The organism is Pseudomonas sp. 21 (assembly GCF_000955805.1).
Lineage (GTDB): Bacteria > Pseudomonadota > Gammaproteobacteria > Pseudomonadales > Pseudomonadaceae > Pseudomonas.
Map to the genome: position 1 here is coordinate 936,382 of NZ_JYOA01000001.1, position 19,850 is coordinate 956,231.

A 19,850-nucleotide genomic window follows, 5' to 3' on the forward strand; every position below is an offset into this window, starting at 1 on the left:
TCGCGCCCATGGGGCGCTCCTACAGGTCGACTCAGGCGTTGATCCGCGACTTGAACAGCTCCTGATGCTCCCGGCACTGCTGTGCCGAGAGCAGGAACACTCCGTGGCCGCCGTACTCGAAGTCGAGCCAGGTGAAGTCCACTTCCGGGTAGAGTGCCGCCACGTGCACCTGGCTATTGCCCACTTCCACCACCAGCGTGCCGCGCTCGGTCAGGTGGTCCCCAGCCTCGGCCAGCATGCGCCGCACCAGGTCCAGGCCGTCGTTGCCGCAAGCCAGGCCCAGCTCGGGCTCGTGGTGGTATTCGGCCGGCATGTCGGCGAAGTCTTCGGCGTCGACATAGGGCGGGTTCGACACGATCAGGTCGAAACGCTGGCCCGGCAGGCCTTCGAAACCATCACCCTGCACGGTGTAGACGCGCTCGCCCAACTCGTGGCGCTCGATGTTGATGTTGGCCACTTCCAGGGCATCGAACGACAGGTCGCCCAGCACTACCTCGGAATCCGGGAAGGCGCTGGCACAGGCGATGCCGATGCAGCCCGAACCGGTGCACAGGTCGAGGATTCGTGCAGGGTCGGCCGCCAGCCAGGGCTCGAAGCGGCGCTCGATCAGCTCGGCGATGGGCGAGCGCGGCACCAGCACGCGCTCGTCCACCACGAACGGCATGCCGCAGAACCAGGCCTCGCCCAACAGGTAGGCGGTGGGCACGCGCTCCTCGATGCGCCGGCGCAGCAGGTGCATCAGGTAGTCGCGTTCCTCGTCCTCGAGGCGGCAGTCCAGGTAGGCATCAGCCATTTCCCAGGGCAGGTGCAACGCGCCCAGCACCAGCTGGCGGGCTTCGTCCCAGGCGTTGTCGGTACCGTGGCCAAAGAACAGTTCCTCGGCGTGGAAGCGGCTGACGGCCCAGCGGATGTGGTCACGCAGGGTCAGCAAACGGGATTCGGTCACGGCAGCAGTCCTCGCAGCTCGCAAAAAGGGGCGCATTCTAGCGGAACGCGGGGGCTCTGGGGCGCCTCCGGGCGGTTCCGTCGAAGAATGCCATTACCACTTTGGCGCGAGTTCGCAAAGATTCACAGCGGACGCGTTACGGCCCACAATGAGTGAACATGCATTTACAGGAGTCCAGACATGTCCCATCCGCTCAGCATGCTGCAGATCAGTGGGCGCGGATATCCGCCGGCCACCCTGCGCCAGAGCACTCTGTTGATCATCGACGCCCAGGAGGAATATCGCAGCGGCGTGCTCGCCCTGCCTGACCTGGACGCGGCGGTGGCGCAGATTCGCCTGCTGCTGGAGACGGCCCGGAACATGGGCACTCCCGTCGTCCACGTGCACCACCTGGGCGTGGTCGGTGGCCTGCTCGACCCGCAGGGTCCGCGCGGCCGCTTCCTGCCGGAGCTGGCCCCGCTGCCGGGCGAGGTGGTGGTGGACAAGCGCCTGCCCAACGCCTTCGCCGGCACCGACCTGCATGACCGCCTGCAGGCCAGCGGCCGCCTGGACCTGATCGTCTGCGGGTTCATGACCCACTCCAGCATCAGCACCACCGTCCGCGCCGCCAAGGACTACGGCTATCGCTGCACCCTGGTGGATGCCGCCTGCGCCACCCGCGACATTCCCACCCCCGAAGGCGGCGTGCTCGCCGCGCGCGACCTGCACCGCGCCGAAATCGCCGCCCTGGGCGACAACTTCGCCGCCGTGGTCGCCCAAGCCCAGGCGCTGGTCTGAAGCCATTCGTCCCGACGGGCGGCAACGACAAGCGCCCGGGGTTAGGCTCAGCTTAGGCGCGAAAGCCCGCGAACCCGCTCACCCAGCGGGTTCACCGCGCTTCCCGACCCTGGGGTTGGAACCCCACCCCGCCCCACCGGTCATAGCCTCGTTCAACAGATGAGGAAGTCGGGATGAAGATGACCGATAAATTCGATCCACCCAGCCTGCGCCCGAAGCGTCCGGGCCGCTGGCGCTGGCGCTTCGCCGCTGCGATCGCCGCGGTAATCGCCACCTTCGGCATCCTGTCCGCCATGGCCGGCGTCGCCGCCCTGCTCCGCCGCCAGCCCGCGGTGGGTGTGCTGCACATCGAACCGGGCGCCGGCGCTGTGTTGCTGGTAATCGGGCTGTTCTGCCTTTGGCTGGGCGTCACTTTCTGGCGCGCCGCGCGCCGCCGCGCCCGAGGCCGCGAAGGCCTGAGCCTGTCGCCCCGGCTGATGAAGCGCCGCGACTGATCCCCGTACGGCGCATTTCCGCAGGACCGGCGCGATCCGTTAGACTGCGCGGCTGTTTGAGGAGGTGCGCATGCAAGACGACGATTTTTCCCAATTCGCCAGCGAAATGCGCGGCGTCAGGCGGATCACCGTGGACCAGGCCGACACCGGCAAACCCAAGGCCGACCGCAAGCAGCTCAAGGAGCTGCGGCAGAACGCGACCGTGCGCACCGAGAACATCCGGGTCGACGGCCTGTCCGACCAGTTCGTCATCGACGTCGGCCCCGAGGACGAACTCTACTGGGCCCGCGACGGTGTCCAGGAAGGCCAGATCCGCAAGCTCAAGGCCGGCCAGATCGCCTTCGAGGGCAGCCTCGACCTGCACGGCATGAAGATCGAGACCGCCCGCGAAACCCTCTGGGACTTCATTGCCGAAGCCACCAAATTCGAGATCCGCTGCGTCCGCGTCACCCATGGCAAAGCCGCGCGCGTCGACGGCCGCAGCCCGATGGTGAAGAGCCACGTGAACACCTGGCTGCGCCAGCACCCGCAGGTGCTCGGCTTCACCTCCTGCCTGCCGCGCCACGGCGGCACCGGGGCGATCTACGTGATGCTGCGGCGCACCATGCTCGAGGGTCGTGACGAGTAAAAGCCCTGCATCCGGCTTGCGCTCGCGCCCGGCGACAATCCGCCTGCCATAACGCGCCAACCGGCGCGCGGGCCTTGCCAGCCAAGGCTGAGCGCCCTACCCTGCGCCACGGTTTTTATTTTTGTCATTGCCACAGGTAGATCATGTCCCTGGAACAAAACTACTCCGCGATCCTCAGCCAGCTCGGTGAGGACGTCACCCGCGAAGGTCTGCTCGACACGCCCAAGCGTGCCGCCAAAGCCATGCAGTACCTTTGCCGCGGCTACCAGCAGACGCTGGAGGAGATCGTCAACGGCGCCCTGTTCAGCTCCGACAACAGCGAGATGGTGCTGGTCAAGGACATCGAGCTCTACTCGCTGTGCGAACACCACCTGCTGCCGTTCATTGGCAAGGCCCACGTCGCCTACATCCCCAACGGCAAGGTACTGGGCCTGTCCAAGGTCGCGCGCATTGTCGACATGTACGCGCGCCGCCTGCAGATCCAGGAAAACATGTCGCGGCAGATCGCCGAGGCCGTGCAGCAGGTCACCGGCGCGCTGGGCGTGGCCGTGGTGATCGAGGCCAAGCACATGTGCATGATGATGCGCGGCGTGGAGAAGCAGAACTCCTCCATGGTCACCTCGGTGATGCTTGGCGAGTTCCGCGAGAATGCCGCCACCCGCAGCGAGTTCCTCAGCCTGATCCGCTGACAGCCGCTGCCATGAAAAAACCGGCCCCAGGGCCGGTTTTTTTGTGCCTGTGAATCGCTGCAATCAGCGGGTGTAGTAACCCACCGCCACCAGGTAGTGCCCGGCCTTGCGCAGGAAGGCGTGCTTGTTCTCCACCTTGCTGGTCACCGGGTTGCGCCACTGGTACTCGAACTCCGCCTCGCCCTTGGCCTTCACCAGTTCCAGCATGGCATGGCCGATCGGGTTGCCGCCCGGGTCCTTCAGCGAGTCGAAGTCGGTGCCGACCATCCGCGTGTTGAAGCCATGGGCGACGAACTTCGAGGTGTCCAGGTCAACCACGAAGACGTAGAGATCATCCTCGATGAAAGCCTTGTCCCTCGCGGTGATCTTCCTGAAGGTCCCTTCCGGGTCGGCCTCGACGGCCTTCACCGCCTTGTCCAGCATGGCTGCCGCCTGCTGCGCCGAGGCTCGCGGGATGTAGTAGCCCACCGCGAGGAAGCGTTCGCCGACGCGCTGGTAATAGACGTGCTTGCGTTCCACCTTGCCGTCCGCCCAGTTCTTCCAGCGGTAGTCGGCCTGCTGCACCTTGCCGGTTTCCGGCGACTTCAAGGCCTTGGCGAACTGCTCCTGGAGCGAAGGATCGAGAGTCGAGGAAACGTCGCGGTCGATCAGCACCACCGACGGCCCGCCGCTGGCGAGCATGGTGCCCTTGCTGTCCACCACGAACACATAGAGGTCGCCATCGACGAATTCGCCCTGGCGGCTGAACGCGGCGAAGGCCTTGTCGCCCTCCTGCTTGTAGGCGGCCACCGCCTTGGACAGCAACGCCTTGGCGCGCTGGTCGTCCGTCGGCGACGTGGTCGACTGGGCGGCGAACAATGGGAAGGACGACAGGAAAGAAAGCAGCAGCAGTGACTTCAACAGCGTCTTCATGCGCGAATACCCCCGTGGCATAGCTTGTAGTTGTGCACAGAGCATAGCCAGCCAGGGGCGGTTCGCGTCGGCATTCACTGCCGAAACAGGGGGCGATTCAGCCGAAGAATCGCTTCATCGAACGCGACAGCCAGCCACCGTGGCCCTGGTCGCGGGTCAGCTCGTGCATGGTCGCCTTCACCGCGTCCACGTAGTTGGCGTCGTCGTTGCGGATATGGTTGAACAGCCAGCGGCCGAGCAGCCCCTTGAGCTCCTCGGCGACGTCCTCGCCGGCCTCGAAACGCGTGCGGTAATCGGAAACGCGCTTGATGAAGAGTTCGTGGACCTTCTTGTGCGCGCGGGTGAACTGGTAGCCGGAGTCCTCCAGCAGGGTCTCCTCGAAGGCGAAGTGCGAGATGGTGTAGTCGACCAGTTCCTCGATCACGCCGCCGAGCATCGCTCGGTCGTGATGGGCCTGGGCCTCGTGCAGCTGGTTGATCATTTCGACGATGCGCTTGTGCTGTGCGTCGATCACTCCGATCCCGGTGTCGAGATCCGCCTGCCAGACCAGATAGGCCATCTTTCCCCTCCCCATGCCAGGCGACGACACTGCCTGCCGCTCGCGCCCGGCCACATCGGTACATCCCGCATGGCAGCGCGTCCAGATTAGGGAGGGCGACAAAACGCCGCCATGATGCCGGTCAACCCCCAGGCGCCGGAATCCGCGGTTTAGAGCGGTTATTTCGGATTCGTCTGATAGCAAATTGCCTGTTTTCGCTTCGCACAAGGCAAACCCATGTGTAGGAGCGGACTCCGTCCGCGATCGCTTTCCGGCTGCTTCGAGCTGGCCGGTGGCACATCGCGGACGGAGTCCGCTCCTACGCTCCCCTGCGTCATTGGGTATGCACAACGAAAAACGCCGCTCCCAGGGAAGCGGCGTTTTCAATGGCCGGGCGCGATGCTCAGTCCTGCATCCCCACGTGCCGCGGATGGTCCGCCACCCGCGCCAGCCAGGCATTGATCGCCGGGAAGTTCGACAGGTCGAAGCCGCCCTGGTGAGCCACATGGGTGTAGGCGTACAGGGTGATATCGGCGATGGAGTACGTGTCGCCCACCAGATAAGGCGTCTGCTCCAGCTGCTTCTCCATCACCTTCAGCGCCTTGTAGCCGCCCTTGTGGCAGCGCGCGTACTCCTCGCGGCGCTCTTCGGGCAGGCCGAGGTAGAACTCGATGAAGCGCGCCACGGCCACGTAGGGCTCATGGCTGTACTGCTCGAAGAACTGCCACTGCAGCACCTGGGTGCGCAGGCGCGGTTCGCTGGGCAGCAACTCGCTGCCATCGGCGAGGAAGTTGAGGATGGCGTTGGATTCCCAAAGGCAGGTGCCGTCCTCGAGCTTCAGCACCGGCACCTTGCCGTTGGGGTTCATCGCCAGGAACTCGGCGGTCTGCGTTTCGCCCTTGAGGATGTCGATCTCGCGCCACTGGTAAGGCAGGCCGAGCAGGTGCAGGGCCAGCTTGACCTTGTAGCAGTTGCCGGACAGTCGATCGCCGTAGACGGTGTACATGCTCATCTCCTCACTGGGTCTGCGCTTCACGGATCACCGCCGCCAGGCGACGGAGCCCCTCGCCGGCGCGTTCGGGTGCCACGTGGCTGAAGTTAAGCCGCAAATAGCCGGGATTGGCATCCGGTTCGGTGAAGAAAGGCTCACCGGGCATGAAGGCCACATTCTGTGCCAGCGCCGCGTCCAGCAGTGTACGGGTGTCCAGCGGCTGCTTGAGCCTGAGCCAGAAGAACAAGCCGCCCTGGGGCACGTTCCACTCGGCCAGCTCGCCGAAGTGATCCTCCAGCTGCGCCTGCATGGCATCGCGGCGGAGGCGGTAGAAATCGCGCAGCTCGGCCAGATGGCCACGGTAGGCCTCGGTGCCGAACCACTGCAACGCCTGCCACTGGCCGACGCGGTTGGTGTGCAGGTCGGCCGACTGCTTCAGGCGCAGCAGGTGCGGGAACAGGTCCGGCGTGGCGATCAGGAAGCCCACGCGCAGGCCCGGCAGCAGCGTCTTCGACACGGTGCCGGTGTAGATCCAGCTGGATCGCTTCAGGCGGCTGACCAACGGCGTCGCGGCGCCCTCATCGAACACCAGCTCGCGGTAGGGTTCGTCCTCGATCAGGGTCACGCCGAACTCGTCGAGCACGGCGGCCACCTCATCGCGGCGCTGTTCGCTGTAGCGCACGCCGGACGGGTTCTGGAAAGTCGGGATCAGGTAAGCGAAGGCCGGCTTGCTGGTTTCCAGACGCTGGCGTAGTGCGGCCACGTCCGGGCCTTCGGCGCCCAGCGGCACGGTCAGGCAGTTCGCGCCGAACAGCTGGAAGGCCTGCAGCGCGGCAAGATAGGTCGGCGCTTCGAGCAGCACTTCGGTGCCCGGATCGATGAACAGCTTGCTGGCCAGGTCGAGCGTCTGCTGCGAGCCACTGACGATCAGCACCTGGCTCGCCTCGCAGGGCACGCCCAGCGCGCGCGCTTCGGCCGCGATGGCTTCGCGCAGTGCCGGCTCCCCCTCACTCATCCCGTACTGGCCCATGCTCGCCGGCATGTCATCCCAGTTCACCTTTGGCAACATCGGCTCGGCGGGCAGGCCGCCGGCGAAGGACATCACCTCCGGGCGCTGCGCCGCGGCGAGGATTTCACGGATCAGAGAGCTTTTCAGTCGGGCGATGCGTTCGGAGAAGGCCATGGGGTCACCGGTAGCGGGAGCACGGAAGAATGAGTCAAACTGCTTGACCGAAGCTACGACGCCCGAGACGGATACGTCAATATGCCTGACCTAATAAAAAGTGCCCTGCAACTCCAGGCCATGGAAGCCTTCTTCTACAGCTACCGGGCCTTCACCGCGAAACCCGACGAGATGCTGGCGCGCCGCGGCCTGAGCCGGGTGCACCACCGCATCCTGTTCTTCATCGCACGCAACCCGGGCCTGAGCGTCAGCCAGCTGCTGTCCGCCCTCGGCGTGACCAAGCAGGCGCTGAACGTGCCGCTGCGCCAGTTGCTCGAGCGCGACCTGATCCGCAGCGAAGCCTGTGACAACGACAAGCGCCGGCGCCTGCTGGAGTTGACGGCCGAAGGCGGCAAACTGGAAAAGGCCCTGCGCCAGGAACAGGGGCGCCTGCTGCAACGCGCCTTCGACGAAGCCGGAGAGGACGCCGTGCGCGGCTGGCTGGCAGTCAATCAGGCCATCGCCTGGTCACAGGACGAAGACTAGCGGGCAGCAGCCTGCAGCTCGCGGGCGGCGCGCAGGAACATCAGCGCCAGCGGCAGCAGGCTGGCCATCGCCAACGCAGTACCGGGCAGGAACAGCAGGACGCTGAGCAGGCACACACCGGAGGTGACCTCCAGCCAGCCCATGACCTTTACCGACGGGTAAGGCAACTCGATCTTCAGCAGGCGGATGCCGTACCACAGAGTAACGATGCCGGTGGGCACGAACAGCCCCATGAAGCCCATCAGCGCGCCGTTGAATTCGCCGCTGAGCTGCTCGTCGAAGATCAGGCTGTAGACCTGCATCACCAGCGCGACTGCAATCGAAAGCCCGACCGGCCAGGCCAGCCCACGGGCGTTGAAGCGATCCTCGAGAAAGCTGCGGGTGCGCCACAGCAGGAAGCAACCGAGCACCGTGCTGAGCACGCCGACCCAGAGTTCGTAGCGCTGCCAGGTGCTCGACTCCTGCAGCGCGGCCGTGAAGGACAGGGCGAACAGCACCACATTGCACAACAGCAACGCCAGGCTCAGGCAGCCGAGCAGACGCAGGTGGCCGGGGTTCCAGCGCCCGGCGAGGAATGCCCCCGGAGCGCTCTGATCCACCAGCTCGACCTTGGGGGCGGCGTAGGGATTCTGTTCCATGGTGGCGATCTTCCATCAGTTGTGCGGCTCTCCCGCACCATACCGGCGCACACCCACGCACGCCACTGCCGCTCGCACTGTACGGGCCACTCGGCCGCTGGCTGTTATGGGACAGCTTCGCGGTGGCAGGATTAGTCTGGTTCCAATTGAGATCCTGCGTGGGGCGAGCCCTCTCCCCCGCCCTCTCCCTGAAGGGAGAGGGCGCTGTCCGTGCCGGCTGACACTTTGGCTTCAACCTGCACCACACGGTCCCCTCTCCCTTCAGGGAGAGGGTTAGGGAGAGGGATACCCCCGGCGCAAAGCTCCAGAAAAAGTAGCTCCCAGAACAAAACCGGTACCCCGCCATGCCCCTCGAACTCCTCGGCGCCTTCGTGCTGTTCGCCTTCGTCACCTCCATCACCCCCGGCCCCAACAACATGATGCTGCTGGCCTCGGGCGTGAACTTCGGCATCCGCCGCACCCTCCCGCACATGCTCGGCATCAGCATCGGCTTCCTGTTGCTGGTGGTCGCCGTGGGCCTGGGCCTGCACCAGTTGTTCGAACGCTTCCCGGCCAGCTATACGGCGCTGCGCTACGCCGGCGGCGCCTATCTTCTGTATCTGGCGTGGAAGATCGCCCGCTCCGGTGCACCCGAGGCGAAAGGCGAGAACGCCGCCAAACCCATGACCTTCCTCCAGGCCGCCGCGTTCCAATGGGTCAACCCCAAGGCCTGGGTGATGGCCGTGGGCGCCATCGCCACCTACCTGCCGGCCAACAGCTGGATCGGCAACGTGGTGCTGATCGCCACCCTGTTCGCCGTGGTCAACCTGCCCAGCGTCGGCGTCTGGACCATACTGGGCAGCCTGTTGCGGCGCTGGCTGGAAGACCCGCTGCGGCTGCGCCTGTTCAACTTCGGCATGGCGGCGCTGCTGGTCGCTTCGCTCTACCCCTTGCTCACTCGCACCTGATGGAAGTTCGTGCATGACTGACACCACCCCCGCCTCCGCGCCCATGCGCCCGCTGGCAGACTCCTCCCCCGCCGCCATCGTCGCCGGGTTCGTCGCCATGCTCACTGGCTACACCAGTTCACTGGTGCTGATGTTCCAGGCCGGCCAGGCGGCGGGGCTCTCCACCGCGCAGATTTCCTCGTGGATCTGGGCGCTGTCCATCGGCATGGCGCTGGCCACCATCGGCCTGACCCTGCGCTACCGCACGCCCATCGTCATCGCCTGGTCCACCCCCGGCGCCGCGCTGCTGATCAGCAGCCTGCCCGGCGTACCTTACGGCGAGGCCATTGGCGCGTTCATCGTGTGCGCCGCGCTGATCACCCTCTGCGGCGTCACCGGCAGCTTCGAACGCCTGATGCGCCAGGTGCCCGGCTCGCTGGCCTCGGCGCTGCTAGCCGGCGTGCTGTTCCGCATCTGCATCGAGATCTGCAACGCCGCGCAGCAGCAGACGGCGCTGGTGGTGGCGATGTTCGTCAGCTACCTCATTGCCAAGCGCCTGTCGCCGCGCTACGCGGTGTTCGCCGCGCTGCTGGTGGGCGTCGCCCTGGCCGGCTTCCTCGGCCTGCTCAACTTCAGCCATTTCCAGCTGGAGATCGCCCGCCCGGTGTGGACCACGCCCAGCTTCTCGCTGGCGGCCACCATCAGCATCGCCATCCCGCTGTTCATCGTCGCCATGGCCTCGCAGAACATGCCGGGCCTCGCCGTACTGCGCGCCGACGGCTACCAGGTGCCCGCCTCGCCGCTGATCTCCACGACCGGCATCGCCTCGCTGTTGCTGGCGCCCTTCGGTTCCCACGGCATCAACCTGGCGGCCATCAGCGCGGCCATCTGCACCGGCCCGGAAGCCCACGAGAACCCGCACAAGCGCTACACCGCCGCGCTCTGGTGCGGGCTGTTCTACGGCATCGCCGGCATCTTCGGCGCCACCCTGGCGGCGCTGTTCGCCGCGCTGCCCAAGGCGCTGGTACTGTCGATCGCCGCCCTGGCCCTGCTCGGCTCGATCACCAATGGCCTGACCAACGCCATGGCCGACGCCCGCCAACGCGAGGCGGCGATGGTCACCTTCCTGGTCACCGCCTCGGGCTTCACCCTGTTCTCCGTGGGTTCCGCCTTCTGGGGATTGGTTGCAGGCCTGCTGACACAGCTGGTGCTGAACTGGCGCCGCGCGCCGTAAGACCCTTCTGCTAGCATGCGGGCGATTGCCTGAACCGGATCGCCCCGCATGCTGCACACCCTGGCCGTCGCCAATTACCGCTCGATCAACTCGCTGGTACTGCCGCTGGGCCGGCTGAACCTGATCACCGGCGCCAACGGCAGTGGCAAGTCCAACCTCTACCGCGCCCTGCGCCTGCTCGCCGAGACCGCCCAGGGCGGCGTGGTGAATGCACTGGCGCGCGAGGGCGGGCTGGAGTCCACCTTCTGGGCCGGGCCGGAAAGCCACTCGCGGCGCATGCGCACAGGCGAGGTGGAAGTCCAGGGCGGCCCGCGCAACGAAGTGAAGCGCCTGCGCCTGGGCTTTGCCGGCGAGGATTTCGGCTACGCCATCGCCCTCGGCCTGCCGCCACCGCCGGTGGTCAGCGCCTTCGGCCTGGACCCGGAGATCAAGCACGAAAGCATCTGGGCCGGCCCCTGGTATCGCCCCGCCTCACAGTTGGTGGAACGCAACGGTCCGATGCTGCGCGCCCGCGAAGGCCGCAGCTGGCAGGTGCTGGAGCAGCACATCCCGACTTTCGACAGCCTGTTCACCCAGATCGGCAGCGGCTCGGACTGCCCCGAAGCCCTGCTGCTACGCGAGCAGATTCGTGGCTGGCGCTTCTACGACCACTTCCGCACCGACGCCGACGCCCCCGCGCGCCAGCCGCAACTGGGCACCCGCACCCCGGTGCTGCACCACGACGGCCGCGACCTGGCCGCCGCGCTGCAGACGATTCGGGAAATCGGCGATGCCAATGCCCTGGAAACCGCCATCGGCGACGCTTTCCCCGGCGCCGAACTGCAGATCGACTGCCAGCCCGGTGGACGCTTCGCCGTGGCGTTGAAGCAATACGGCCTGCTGCGCCCACTGAGCGCGGCGGAGCTCTCCGACGGCACGTTGCGCTACCTGCTGCTGGTGGCCGCCCTGCTCACGCCGCGCCCGCCGTCGCTGATGGTGCTCAACGAACCGGAAACCAGCCTGCACCCGGACCTGCTGCCGGCGCTGGGGCGCCTGATCATCGCCGCCTCGAAGCACACCCAGGTCTGGGTCGTGTCCCACGCCAGCCGGCTGATCGCCACGCTGGAGGAACACCCCGAGTGCAACTGCCTGCACCTGGACAAGGAACTGGGCCAGACACGCATCCGCGACCAGGGCATGTTCGATGCGCCGGCGTGGCATTGGGCGGATTGAGCCCGGGATCAGGCAACGGTATGGCGTAGGAGCGACGGGAAAACAATCGCGGACGGAGTCCGCTCCTACCCCCCCATGAAAACAATGGATACCCGATGGCGGGAACGCGCCATGCGCGAATCATGCGCATGGCGGGTGCCCTAGCGGATCAGGCGTGCGCCTGCTCCGGCACGGTCTTGGCCACGCCTCGGCTGACCCACCAGCCGAACAGGCCGGCAGTGAAGAACATCAGCACGCCATAGATCGCCGCCGGAATCGCCATGGTGCTGTTGTTCAGCAGCATCGGACTGAGCGCCAGCGCGATGGCAAGCGTACCGTTGTGGATGCCGATCTCCATGCCGATGGCGATGGATTGGGGCTTGGACAGCTTGAGCAGGCGTGGCACCCAGTAGCCCACGGCGAGGCTCAGCAGGTTGAAGCTCAGGGCCGCGGCACCGACGATGGGCGCGTAGGTCAGGAAGGTCTGCCAGTCCTTGGTCACGGCCACGCCGATGATCACCGCCAGCAGCAGCGCCGAGAGGATCTTCACCGGCTTCTGCAGCGCAGCCGCCACGCTCGGCAGCAGGCGCCGCACGATCATGCCGATGGCTACCGGTCCCAGGACGATGACGAACACCTGCAGCACCTTGCCGAATTGCAGCGGGATGGTCTGGCCGTCGTTCATGAAGTACAGCAGCGACATGTTCACGATCAGCGGCATGGTGAGAATGGCGATCACCGAATTCACCGCGGTCAGCGTGATGTTCAGCGCCACGTCGCCGTGGGCCAGGTGGCTGTAGAGGTTGGCGGTGGTGCCGCCAGGGGATGCGGCGAGCAGCATCATGCCCACGGCCAGCGCCGCTTCGAGGGCAAAGCCGACGGTAATGAGGAAGCACGCCAGGGGCAGCAGGATGATCTGGCAGACCAGGCCGATGAGCACAGGCTTGGGATAGCGCACCACGCGGGCGAAGTCGGCGACGGTCAGGGACAGGCCGAGGCCCAGCATGATGATGCCCAGGGCGATGGGCATGAAAAGCGTCAGCAAGGGATCGTTGGTCATTGTCATTATTCTCCAACTGGAATGGGCCGATTGTTTCGGCCTCTTGGGCGCTTGTAACTGGCCTTGCAGGCCAAAACCGCTTCATCCTGTAACAGAATGCAAAAGTTTGTAGCGAACGGGGCGGGATCTTGCAGACGGGCTCCTACACGTTGATGCCGCGATCAACGGCTGTGTAGGAGCGGTTTTATCCGCGATCGATTCCCAGCCGCGCCGAGCTGGGCGGCAACCGATCGCGGACGGAGTCCGCTCCTACGGGATGATCTGCGCTCGGGGTTGCCCCGCAACGATCAGATCGCCGTCGCCCCGCCATCCACCGGCAGCGCGATGCCGGTGGTGAAGCCGGCGTGGTCGCTGCACAGGTACAGCACCGCGCTGGCGATTTCCTCGACGCGGCCGACGCGGCCCACCGGGTGCATGGCGGCGGCGAACTCGGCCTTCTTCGGATCGGCCTCGTAGGCGCGACGGAACATGTCGGTGTCGATCACCGCCGGGCAGACGGCGTTGACGCGGATTTTCTTCTTCGCGTACTCGATGGCGGCGGACTTGGTCAGGCCGATCACCGCGTGCTTGGAAGCCGCGTAGATGCTCATCTTCGGCGCCGCGCCCAGGCCAGCCACGGAAGCGGTGTTGACGATGGCGCCGCCGCCCTGCGCCAGCATCACCGGGATCTGGTGCTTCATGCACAGCCAGACACCCTTGACGTTGACGCCCATGATCGCGTCGAACTCGCTCTCCTCGCCGTCGGCCAGCTTGCCCTTCTCGATCTCGATACCGGCGTTGTTGAAGGCGTAGTCCAGGCGGCCGTAGGCAGCCACGGTGCCCTCCACCAGCGCCTTGACCTCGGCGTCGCGGGTCACGTCGCAACGGATGAAGGTCGCCTCGCCACCCGCCGCGCGGATCAGCTCGACAGTGGCTTCGCCGCCCTTGGCGTCGACGTCGGAAACCACGACCTTCACACCCTGCTGGGCAAAGGCCTGGGCGGTGGCGCGGCCGATACCGTTACCGGCGCCAGTGACCAGGGCAACCTGGCCGGAAAGCAGCTGACTCATGAGCGAACCTCGAAGCGGTTTGGGAAATAACCGTCGCAGTCTAGCCAGCGCTCCAGCGGCGCGAAGCACTATCAGGCGGGGCGACGTTCCTGCATCCATGGCGATGATGATTCCTGTAAATCCGGATCACTGGAACCGATGGGCGAACATTCCTCCGGCGGACGGAACTTGCCCCGGCGCGACAGGCGGACTATCACCTAGGCTTTCCCCTGACTGAGTCCACTGCCATGTCTGCCCAGATCAACCGCCAGTTCCAGCTCGCCCAGCGCCCGGTCGGCGCCGCCACCCGCGACACCTTCGCCTATGTGGAAACCCCGGTCGGCGAACCCGGTCCGGGGCAGATCCTGGTGAAGAACCAGTACCTGTCGCTGGACCCGGCCATGCGCGGCTGGATGAACGACGCCAAGTCCTACATCGCCCCCGTGGCCATCGGCGACGTAATGCGCGCCCTCGGCGTGGGCAAGGTGATCGCCTCGCAGCACCCGGACTTCAAGGTCGGCGACGAAGTGAACGGCGCCCTTGGCGTGCAGGACTATTTCCTCGGCGAGCCCAAGGGCTTCTACAAGGTCGACAGCCAGCGCGCGCCGCTGCCGCTGTACCTCTCGGCGCTGGGCATGACCGGCATGACCGCCTACTTCGGCTTCCTCGACGTCGGCCTGCCCCAGGCCGGTGACACCGTGGTCGTCTCCGGCGCCGCCGGCGCGGTGGGCAGCGTGGTCGGGCAGATTGCGAAAATCAAAGGCTGCCGCGTGGTCGGCATTGCCGGCGGCGCCGACAAGAGCCGCTACCTGGTGGATGAACTGGGCTTCGACGGCGCCATCGACTACAAGGCCGAGGACGTCAACGCCGGCCTCAAGCGCGAGTGCCCCAAGGGCGTGAACGTGTTCTTCGACAACGTCGGCGGCGACATCCTCGATGCCGTGCTGGCCCGCCTGGCGCCCAAGGCGCGGGTAGTGATCTGCGGCGCGATCAGCCAGTACAACAACAAGGAAGCCGTACGCGGCCCGGCCAACTACCTGTCGCTGCTGGTCAACCGCGCGCGCATGGAAGGCATGGTGGTGATGGATTACGCCCACCGCTTCCAGGAAGGCTTCAAGGACTTGGCGACCTGGATCGGCGAAGGCAAGCTGAAGTCGAAGGAAGACATCGTCGAAGGCCTGGAAACCTTCCCCGAGACCCTGGCCAAGCTGTTCAGCGGCGAGAACTTCGGCAAGCTGGTGCTCAAGGTCTGAGGCGCCGCAGGAGCGGACTTCGTCCGCGATGGTCTCCGGCGCGACGCGGGCCAATCGCGGACGGAGTCCGCTCCTACCCGAAGCCGATCATCGGCGGGTAGCCGGCAACCTTGTAGGAGCGAGCTTGCTCGCGAACCCGCCCGGCACCGATGTCGCCGGCAAGAGCGTTCGCGAGCAAGGACTAAGCGTCCCCCTCGGTCCTACAGGATCAACAGCGCCGCCCTGGCCTCCCGCACAGGGAGAAGGGATTGATCGGTGCCGGATGAAACCGCCGCATCAGCCGGCACACTCGGCCCCCTCGCCCTCTGGGAGACGACTGCATGGATGCAGGAGGTAGGGCGACGCAGGATGCCAAAGCCGAGGGTTGGGGTGAGGGGTAAACCCAGCACTGAAGTTGCCTGCAGAGGCTGGCCTGGCTTCTGCGCTCTATCTCGATGATTTCCGACAAGCTCTGAACGGGCTTTCCAGCTAGGATTTCCCTTGGTCGACTCCAAGGAAGATCCCCCCGATGTCCCTCGCCCGTTGGCTGCCTGGTCTGGACAGCCTGCTGCACTACCGTTTCGACTGGCTGCCGCGCGATGTGCAGGCCGGTCTGTCGGTGGCCGCGGTGCAGATTCCCACCGCCATCGCCTATTCGCAGATCATCGGCTTTCCGCCGCAGGTCGGGCTGTACGCCTGCATCCTGCCGATGCTGATCTACGCCGTCGTCGGCAGTTCGCGGCAGTTGATGGTCGGCCCGGATGCCGCCACCGCCGCCATGGTCGCGGCGGCCATCACGCCACTGGCGGCCGGCAACCCGGAGCGCCTGCTGCAATTGTCGATGATCGTCGCGGTGCTGGTAGGCGTCATGTCCATCGCTGCCGGTTTCGCCCGCGCCGGCTTCGTTGCCAGCTTCCTCTCGCGGCCCACGCTGGTGGGTTATCTGAACGGTATCGGCCTGAGCCTGATCGCCGGTCAGTTGGGCAAGATCCTCGGCTACCACAGCGAGACCAGCGGCTTCGTCCGTGGCCTGATCGCCCTGGTGCGCAATCTTGCCGATACACACCTGCCGACCCTGGCGCTGGGCGTCGGCACCCTGGCGCTGATGATCCTGCTGCCGCGCCGCTACCCGAAGATTCCCGGCGCGCTGGTCGGCGTACTGTTCGCCTCGGTCATCGCCGCCCTGTTCGGCCTGGACCACTACGGCATCAAGCTGCTGGGCGAGGTGCCGCAAGGCCTGCCGCACCTGTCCTGGCCGAAGACCAGCGTCGAGGAGGCCGGCAGCCTGTTCCGCGATGCCATGGGCATCACCATCGTCAGCTTCTGCAGCGCGATGCTCACCGCGCGCAGCTTCGCCGCCCGCCACGGCTACGCCATCGACGCCAACCACGAGTTCATGGCGCTGGGCATGGCCAACATCGGCGCGGGGATTTCCCAGGGCTTCGTCATCAGCGGCGCCGACTCGCGTACCGCGGTGAACGACATGGTCGGCGGCAAGAGCCAGATGGTCGGCGTGGTCGCCGCCCTGGTGATCGGCCTGGTCCTGCTGCTGTTCAGCAAGCCGCTGGGCTGGGTGCCGATGCCGGCGCTGGGCGCGGTGCTGCTGATGGCCGGCTGGGGCCTGATCGACTTCCGCGCACTGCGCGGTTTCTGGGCGCTGAGCCGGTTCGAGTTCGGCCTGTGCGTGCTGACCACGGTCGGCGTGCTCAGCGTCGGCGTACTGCCGGGCATCTTCGTCGCCATCATGCTGGCCCTGCTGCGCCTGCTCTACCTCACCTATCGCCCGCACGACGCGGTGATGGGCTGGGTGCACGGCATCGACGGCCAGGTGGAAATCGAGCAATACCCCAACGCGCGCACCTTGCCGGGGTTGGTGATCTACCGCTTCGACGCGCCGATCCTGTTCTTCAATGCCGACTACTTCAAGCAACGCATTCTCGAGGTCGTGGCCCAGACACCGAACGCCCGCGCCGTGCTGCTCAACGCCGAAGGCATCCTCAACCTGGACATCAGCGGCCTGACCACGCTGCGCGAAGTGCAGCAGACCTTGGAGGCCCAGGGCGTTTACCTGTCGCTGGCGCGGGTCACCGGCGAAACGCTGGCCCTGCTCAAGCGCTCGCAGCTGCTGGGCGAAGTGAAGCCGCCGCTGGTGTTCAGTTCGGTGCGCGCGGGCGTCAACGCTTACCGGCGCTGGCATCAGCAGCGCAAGCGCGAGCAGGAAGCGGCCGAGCGCGCCGTGGCGGCGTCACAGGCGGAACTGCCCGACCAGCCCCTGTAGCTCGCGGCTGAGCTGCGCCAGCTCGACGCTGGAAGACGCAGTGGACTCCATGGCCTGCGCCGATTCGTCGGCGATGCCACGGATGCTGCTGACGCTACGGCTGATCTCCTCGGCGACCGCGCTCTGCTGCTCGGAAGCGGCGGCGATCTGCTGGTTCATCTGGTGGATCACCGCCACCGCCGAGGCGATGGTGCCCAGCGCGGCCTCGGTCTGCACCGCGTCACCCACGGTCATTTCCACCAGCGCGTGACTGCGTTGCATACGCTGCACCGATGTATTCGCGCCGCTTTGCAGGGCGGCGATCAGCGTCTCGATCTCCGCGGTGGACTGCTGGGTCCGCCGTGCCAGCGCCCGCACTTCGTCGGCCACCACGGCAAAGCCCCGGCCCTGCTCGCCGGCCCGCGCCGCCTCGATGGCGGCGTTGAGCGCCAGCAGGTTGGTCTGCTCGGCGACGTTCTTGATCACGTCCAGCACGCTGCCGATGCTCTGGCTCTCGCGGCCCAGCTGCTCGATGCTTTCGGTGGCCGCGCGCACGGCGTCGGCCAGTTGCTCGATGCGGCCCAGCGTCTGGCGCACCACATCCTGCCCGCTGGCGACCTTGCCATCGGCCTGTTCGGCGGAGCTGGCGGCTTCCTCGGCGTTGCGCGCCACGTCGTGGACAGTCGCCGCCATCTGGTTCATCGCCGTGGCGACCTGGTCGGTCTCGGCCTTCTGCGAGTTCACCCCGTGCTGGGTGCGCTCGGTGACGCTGGAAAGCGCCTGCGCCGACGCGGTGATCTGCCCAACGCCATCGCTGAGCCGGCTGACGATGCCGCGCAGGCTGTCGGCCATGCTGCCCACCGCCCCCATCAACTGGCCGACTTCGTCCTTGCGCCGCACCTCGATGCTCACGCTCAAGTCACCCTCGGCAATGCGGCTGGCCATGCCGATCACCTGGCGCAGCGGGCGCACGATCATCCAGGTGATCAGCAGCGAAGCCAGCGCGCCGACCAGCAGCGCCAGCGCCGCCGAAGCGACGATCAGCAACGTATTGGTGCGCAGCTGGGTCTGCATGGCCGCCCGCTGCGCCGCATAGGCGTCGTCGACCTGCTGCATGACCTGGGCCGCGCGGTCGTTCATCTGTGCGTGGACCTGCTTTTCCTGCCCGAGGCTGGCGGTGTACTCGTCGAGCTTCTCGACGAAGGCGTTGATGTTGGTGATGACGTCCTTGAGTACCGAGACGTAGGTCGGATCGGTGATGGCCTCCTGCAGCCTGGCGGACAGCTCCAGTGCCTCGGCAGCAGACTTGATGCGGCCTTCTTCGGCCTTCTCGTCGCTGCCGGCCTCCATGCGCGAGCGGGCCTCGTTCAGGCCCTGCAGCACCAGGCGATAGAGCTGGCTGACCTGGGCGGCCTGCTGCAGCAGTTCCTCGCCCTTCTGGCCCTGGGAATCCTTGAGTTCATAGGCGCCGTCATCGGCCAGGCTGGATTGCAGGATGTCCAGGCTGTTGGACGCGCCGTTCACCGACCAGGTGGCGGCGTCCAGCGACAGGCGCCGGCTCTTGCTGGACTTCTCGAAGCTGGCGAAGGCCGCGAGGTAATCGGCGACCCCCTGCTCGACGCGGGCCATGGCCGCTGCCTGATCCGGCTGCGCCTTGAGACGCGCCACCGCTTCGCCGAGGTTGCCGGCGTGTTCGCGCAGGCGCTTGGCGGAGGCATCGCTGGCGTCGATGACGAAGTCCTTCTCGCTCTGGCGCATCTCCAGCAACTCTCGATTGATGGTCGACATATCGCCGAGCAGGTCGAAGCGCTGGGAAATCGCCCCTAGCGAGGTCACGCCGATCACCGCGACCAGGGCGGTCAGCAACAGCACCAGACCGAATCCGATGGCCAGTTTCTTCGCCGTTCCCATATCGGCCAGACGACGCTGCACGAAGGCAACCATGGCTTCTCCCCCATCCGCAATGGCGTTGCAGGAAATCCCCGAAGGTCTCCTGATCGTTATCGCTGCTTTTGCGCGAAACATTAGGAGCGCCGCCCACTGACTGGATAGAGGGCACGACGGTGATGGCACGGTGATGCTGCATAGAGATACGTGGAGGTCGTATCCAGAACACTGAACAGGACTTTCCTGGATCAGATACGGAAATCGCCGACAGCGGCCTGCCGGCCTGACCGTTCAGATTCCGACACCTGACTTTCCACTCCAGGTGCTCGGATGAACGCCTACTACCAACTGGTCCTGCAGCGCCCGCTGGCGGGATTCGCCCACGCCCTCCAACTGCCGGAGCTGTACCGCGAGCAACGCCGCCTCGATCCGCTGCTGCTGGCTCGTGGGCAATGGCCGATCCGCCGCTTCGTCTGTCCGCTGGCCTGCGACGAGGTCAAGGGCGAGTGGCTCGACTGCTGGTTCGATGCCCAGACCGGCTGGAGCCTGGTGCACGACATCGTCAGCCTGATTCACGGCAGCACGCTGGACTTCACCCGCCGCGACCCGCTGCTCTCGGAACTCTTCGCCCTCGGCGAACGGCTCGACGTGGCGCGCATGGGCGGCATCCACTGGCAGTTGGGTCTTGAACTGGAGTTCGCCTGACGCCGCCGC

Annotated in this window: 20 protein-coding genes; 11 read left to right on the forward strand and 9 right to left on the reverse strand. The window is 66.2% G+C overall.

Annotated features, from left to right (window positions below):
* Positions 1-31: 31 nt before the first annotated feature.
* Positions 32-946: a 50S ribosomal protein L3 N(5)-glutamine methyltransferase gene (gene prmB / locus UB43_RS04145; RefSeq protein WP_045208665.1), complete on the reverse strand. Its 915-nt coding sequence runs from the start codon at positions 944-946 to the stop codon at positions 32-34.
* 180 nt (positions 947-1,126) lie between these two features.
* Here prmB and UB43_RS04150 point away from each other — a divergent pair, with 180 nt between their 5' ends.
* The 4 genes from UB43_RS04150 to folE all read left to right on the forward strand — a co-directional run bounded on the left by UB43_RS04150 (position 1,127) and on the right by folE (position 3,534).
* Complete coding sequence (locus UB43_RS04150) at positions 1,127-1,723, forward strand: cysteine hydrolase family protein (RefSeq protein WP_045208668.1); 597 nt, start codon at positions 1,127-1,129, stop codon at positions 1,721-1,723.
* A gap of 173 nt (positions 1,724-1,896) precedes the next feature.
* Complete coding sequence (locus tag UB43_RS04155; protein ID WP_045208670.1) at positions 1,897-2,217, forward strand: hypothetical protein; 321 nt, start codon at positions 1,897-1,899, stop codon at positions 2,215-2,217.
* A gap of 70 nt (positions 2,218-2,287) precedes the next feature.
* Positions 2,288-2,845 (forward strand): Smr/MutS family protein, encoded by a 558-nt coding sequence (locus tag UB43_RS04160; protein ID WP_045208672.1) that lies wholly within the window; start codon positions 2,288-2,290, stop codon positions 2,843-2,845.
* Between the two features lie 143 nt (positions 2,846-2,988).
* Positions 2,989-3,534 carry a GTP cyclohydrolase I FolE gene (gene folE, locus UB43_RS04165; protein ID WP_045208675.1) on the forward strand — a complete coding sequence of 182 codons (546 nt, stop codon included), beginning with the start codon at positions 2,989-2,991 and terminating at the stop codon, positions 3,532-3,534.
* 63 nt (positions 3,535-3,597) lie between these two features.
* Here folE and UB43_RS04170 read toward each other — a convergent pair whose 3' ends face one another.
* From UB43_RS04170 to UB43_RS04185, 4 genes are all read right to left on the reverse strand, one after another.
* On the reverse strand, positions 3,598-4,446 hold the full coding sequence (locus UB43_RS04170; protein WP_082085766.1) for a cache domain-containing protein: 849 nt from the start codon (positions 4,444-4,446) through the stop codon (positions 3,598-3,600).
* Between the two features lie 97 nt (positions 4,447-4,543).
* Positions 4,544-5,005, reverse strand: a complete 462-nt coding sequence (locus tag UB43_RS04175; RefSeq protein ID WP_045208678.1) for a bacteriohemerythrin — start codon at positions 5,003-5,005, stop codon at positions 4,544-4,546.
* Positions 5,006-5,387: 382 nt separating this feature from the next.
* A complete protein-coding gene (locus UB43_RS04180) occupies positions 5,388-5,990 on the reverse strand; it encodes a glutathione S-transferase family protein (RefSeq protein WP_045208681.1) in 603 nt (200 codons plus the stop codon).
* Positions 5,991-6,000: 10 nt separating this feature from the next.
* Positions 6,001-7,158: a PLP-dependent aminotransferase family protein gene (locus tag UB43_RS04185; RefSeq protein ID WP_045208684.1), complete on the reverse strand. Its 1,158-nt coding sequence runs from the start codon at positions 7,156-7,158 to the stop codon at positions 6,001-6,003.
* Positions 7,159-7,239: 81 nt separating this feature from the next.
* On the opposite strand from UB43_RS04185, the gene UB43_RS04190 reads away from it, so the two are divergent.
* Positions 7,240-7,683, forward strand: a complete 444-nt coding sequence (locus UB43_RS04190) for a MarR family transcriptional regulator (protein WP_045208686.1) — start codon at positions 7,240-7,242, stop codon at positions 7,681-7,683.
* Here the strand turns inward: UB43_RS04190 and UB43_RS04195 are convergent.
* Positions 7,680-8,321: a hypothetical protein gene (locus tag UB43_RS04195; RefSeq protein ID WP_045208688.1), complete on the reverse strand. Its 642-nt coding sequence runs from the start codon at positions 8,319-8,321 to the stop codon at positions 7,680-7,682. The two genes, UB43_RS04190 and UB43_RS04195, sit on opposite strands and share 4 nt — an antisense overlap.
* Positions 8,322-8,665: 344 nt before the next feature.
* Between UB43_RS04195 and UB43_RS04200 the strand changes: the two genes are divergently transcribed.
* Genes UB43_RS04200 through UB43_RS04210 form a run of 3 tightly spaced genes read left to right on the forward strand, consistent with a single transcriptional unit; the run spans position 8,666 to position 11,693 of the window.
* The gene (locus UB43_RS04200; RefSeq protein ID WP_045208690.1) at positions 8,666-9,268 is read left to right on the forward strand and encodes a LysE family translocator; all 603 of its coding nucleotides are present in this window, start codon (positions 8,666-8,668) and stop codon (positions 9,266-9,268) included.
* A gap of 13 nt (positions 9,269-9,281) precedes the next feature.
* Positions 9,282-10,481: a benzoate/H(+) symporter BenE family transporter gene (locus UB43_RS04205; protein ID WP_045208693.1), complete on the forward strand. Its 1,200-nt coding sequence runs from the start codon at positions 9,282-9,284 to the stop codon at positions 10,479-10,481.
* 48 nt (positions 10,482-10,529) lie between these two features.
* Positions 10,530-11,693: an AAA family ATPase gene (locus UB43_RS04210; RefSeq protein WP_045208695.1), complete on the forward strand. Its 1,164-nt coding sequence runs from the start codon at positions 10,530-10,532 to the stop codon at positions 11,691-11,693.
* 148 nt (positions 11,694-11,841) lie between these two features.
* Here the strand turns inward: UB43_RS04210 and UB43_RS04215 are convergent, their stop codons facing one another.
* Together UB43_RS04215 and UB43_RS04220 are read right to left on the reverse strand one after the other, a co-directional pair.
* Positions 11,842-12,732, reverse strand: coding sequence for a bile acid:sodium symporter family protein (locus UB43_RS04215; RefSeq protein WP_045208697.1), 891 nt, complete (start codon positions 12,730-12,732; stop codon positions 11,842-11,844).
* A gap of 287 nt (positions 12,733-13,019) precedes the next feature.
* Entirely contained in the window at positions 13,020-13,781 is a 762-nt protein-coding gene (locus UB43_RS04220; RefSeq protein WP_045208701.1) for an SDR family oxidoreductase, read from the reverse strand.
* 227 nt (positions 13,782-14,008) lie between these two features.
* Here UB43_RS04220 and UB43_RS04225 point away from each other — a divergent pair, with 227 nt between their 5' ends.
* Positions 14,009-15,013, forward strand: coding sequence for an NADP-dependent oxidoreductase (locus UB43_RS04225; protein WP_045208704.1), 1,005 nt, complete (start codon positions 14,009-14,011; stop codon positions 15,011-15,013).
* A gap of 508 nt (positions 15,014-15,521) precedes the next feature.
* On the forward strand, positions 15,522-17,270 hold the full coding sequence (locus UB43_RS04230; protein WP_045208707.1) for a SulP family inorganic anion transporter: 1,749 nt from the start codon (positions 15,522-15,524) through the stop codon (positions 17,268-17,270).
* On the opposite strand, the gene UB43_RS04235 is transcribed toward UB43_RS04230, so the two are convergent.
* A complete protein-coding gene (locus UB43_RS04235; protein ID WP_045208709.1) occupies positions 17,238-19,193 on the reverse strand; it encodes a methyl-accepting chemotaxis protein in 1,956 nt (651 codons plus the stop codon). The two genes, UB43_RS04230 and UB43_RS04235, sit on opposite strands and share 33 nt — an antisense overlap.
* A gap of 273 nt (positions 19,194-19,466) precedes the next feature.
* Here UB43_RS04235 and UB43_RS04240 point away from each other — a divergent pair, with 273 nt between their 5' ends.
* Positions 19,467-19,841 (forward strand): hypothetical protein, encoded by a 375-nt coding sequence (locus UB43_RS04240; RefSeq protein ID WP_045208712.1) that lies wholly within the window; start codon positions 19,467-19,469, stop codon positions 19,839-19,841.
* The last annotated feature ends 9 nt before the right edge of the window (positions 19,842-19,850 follow it).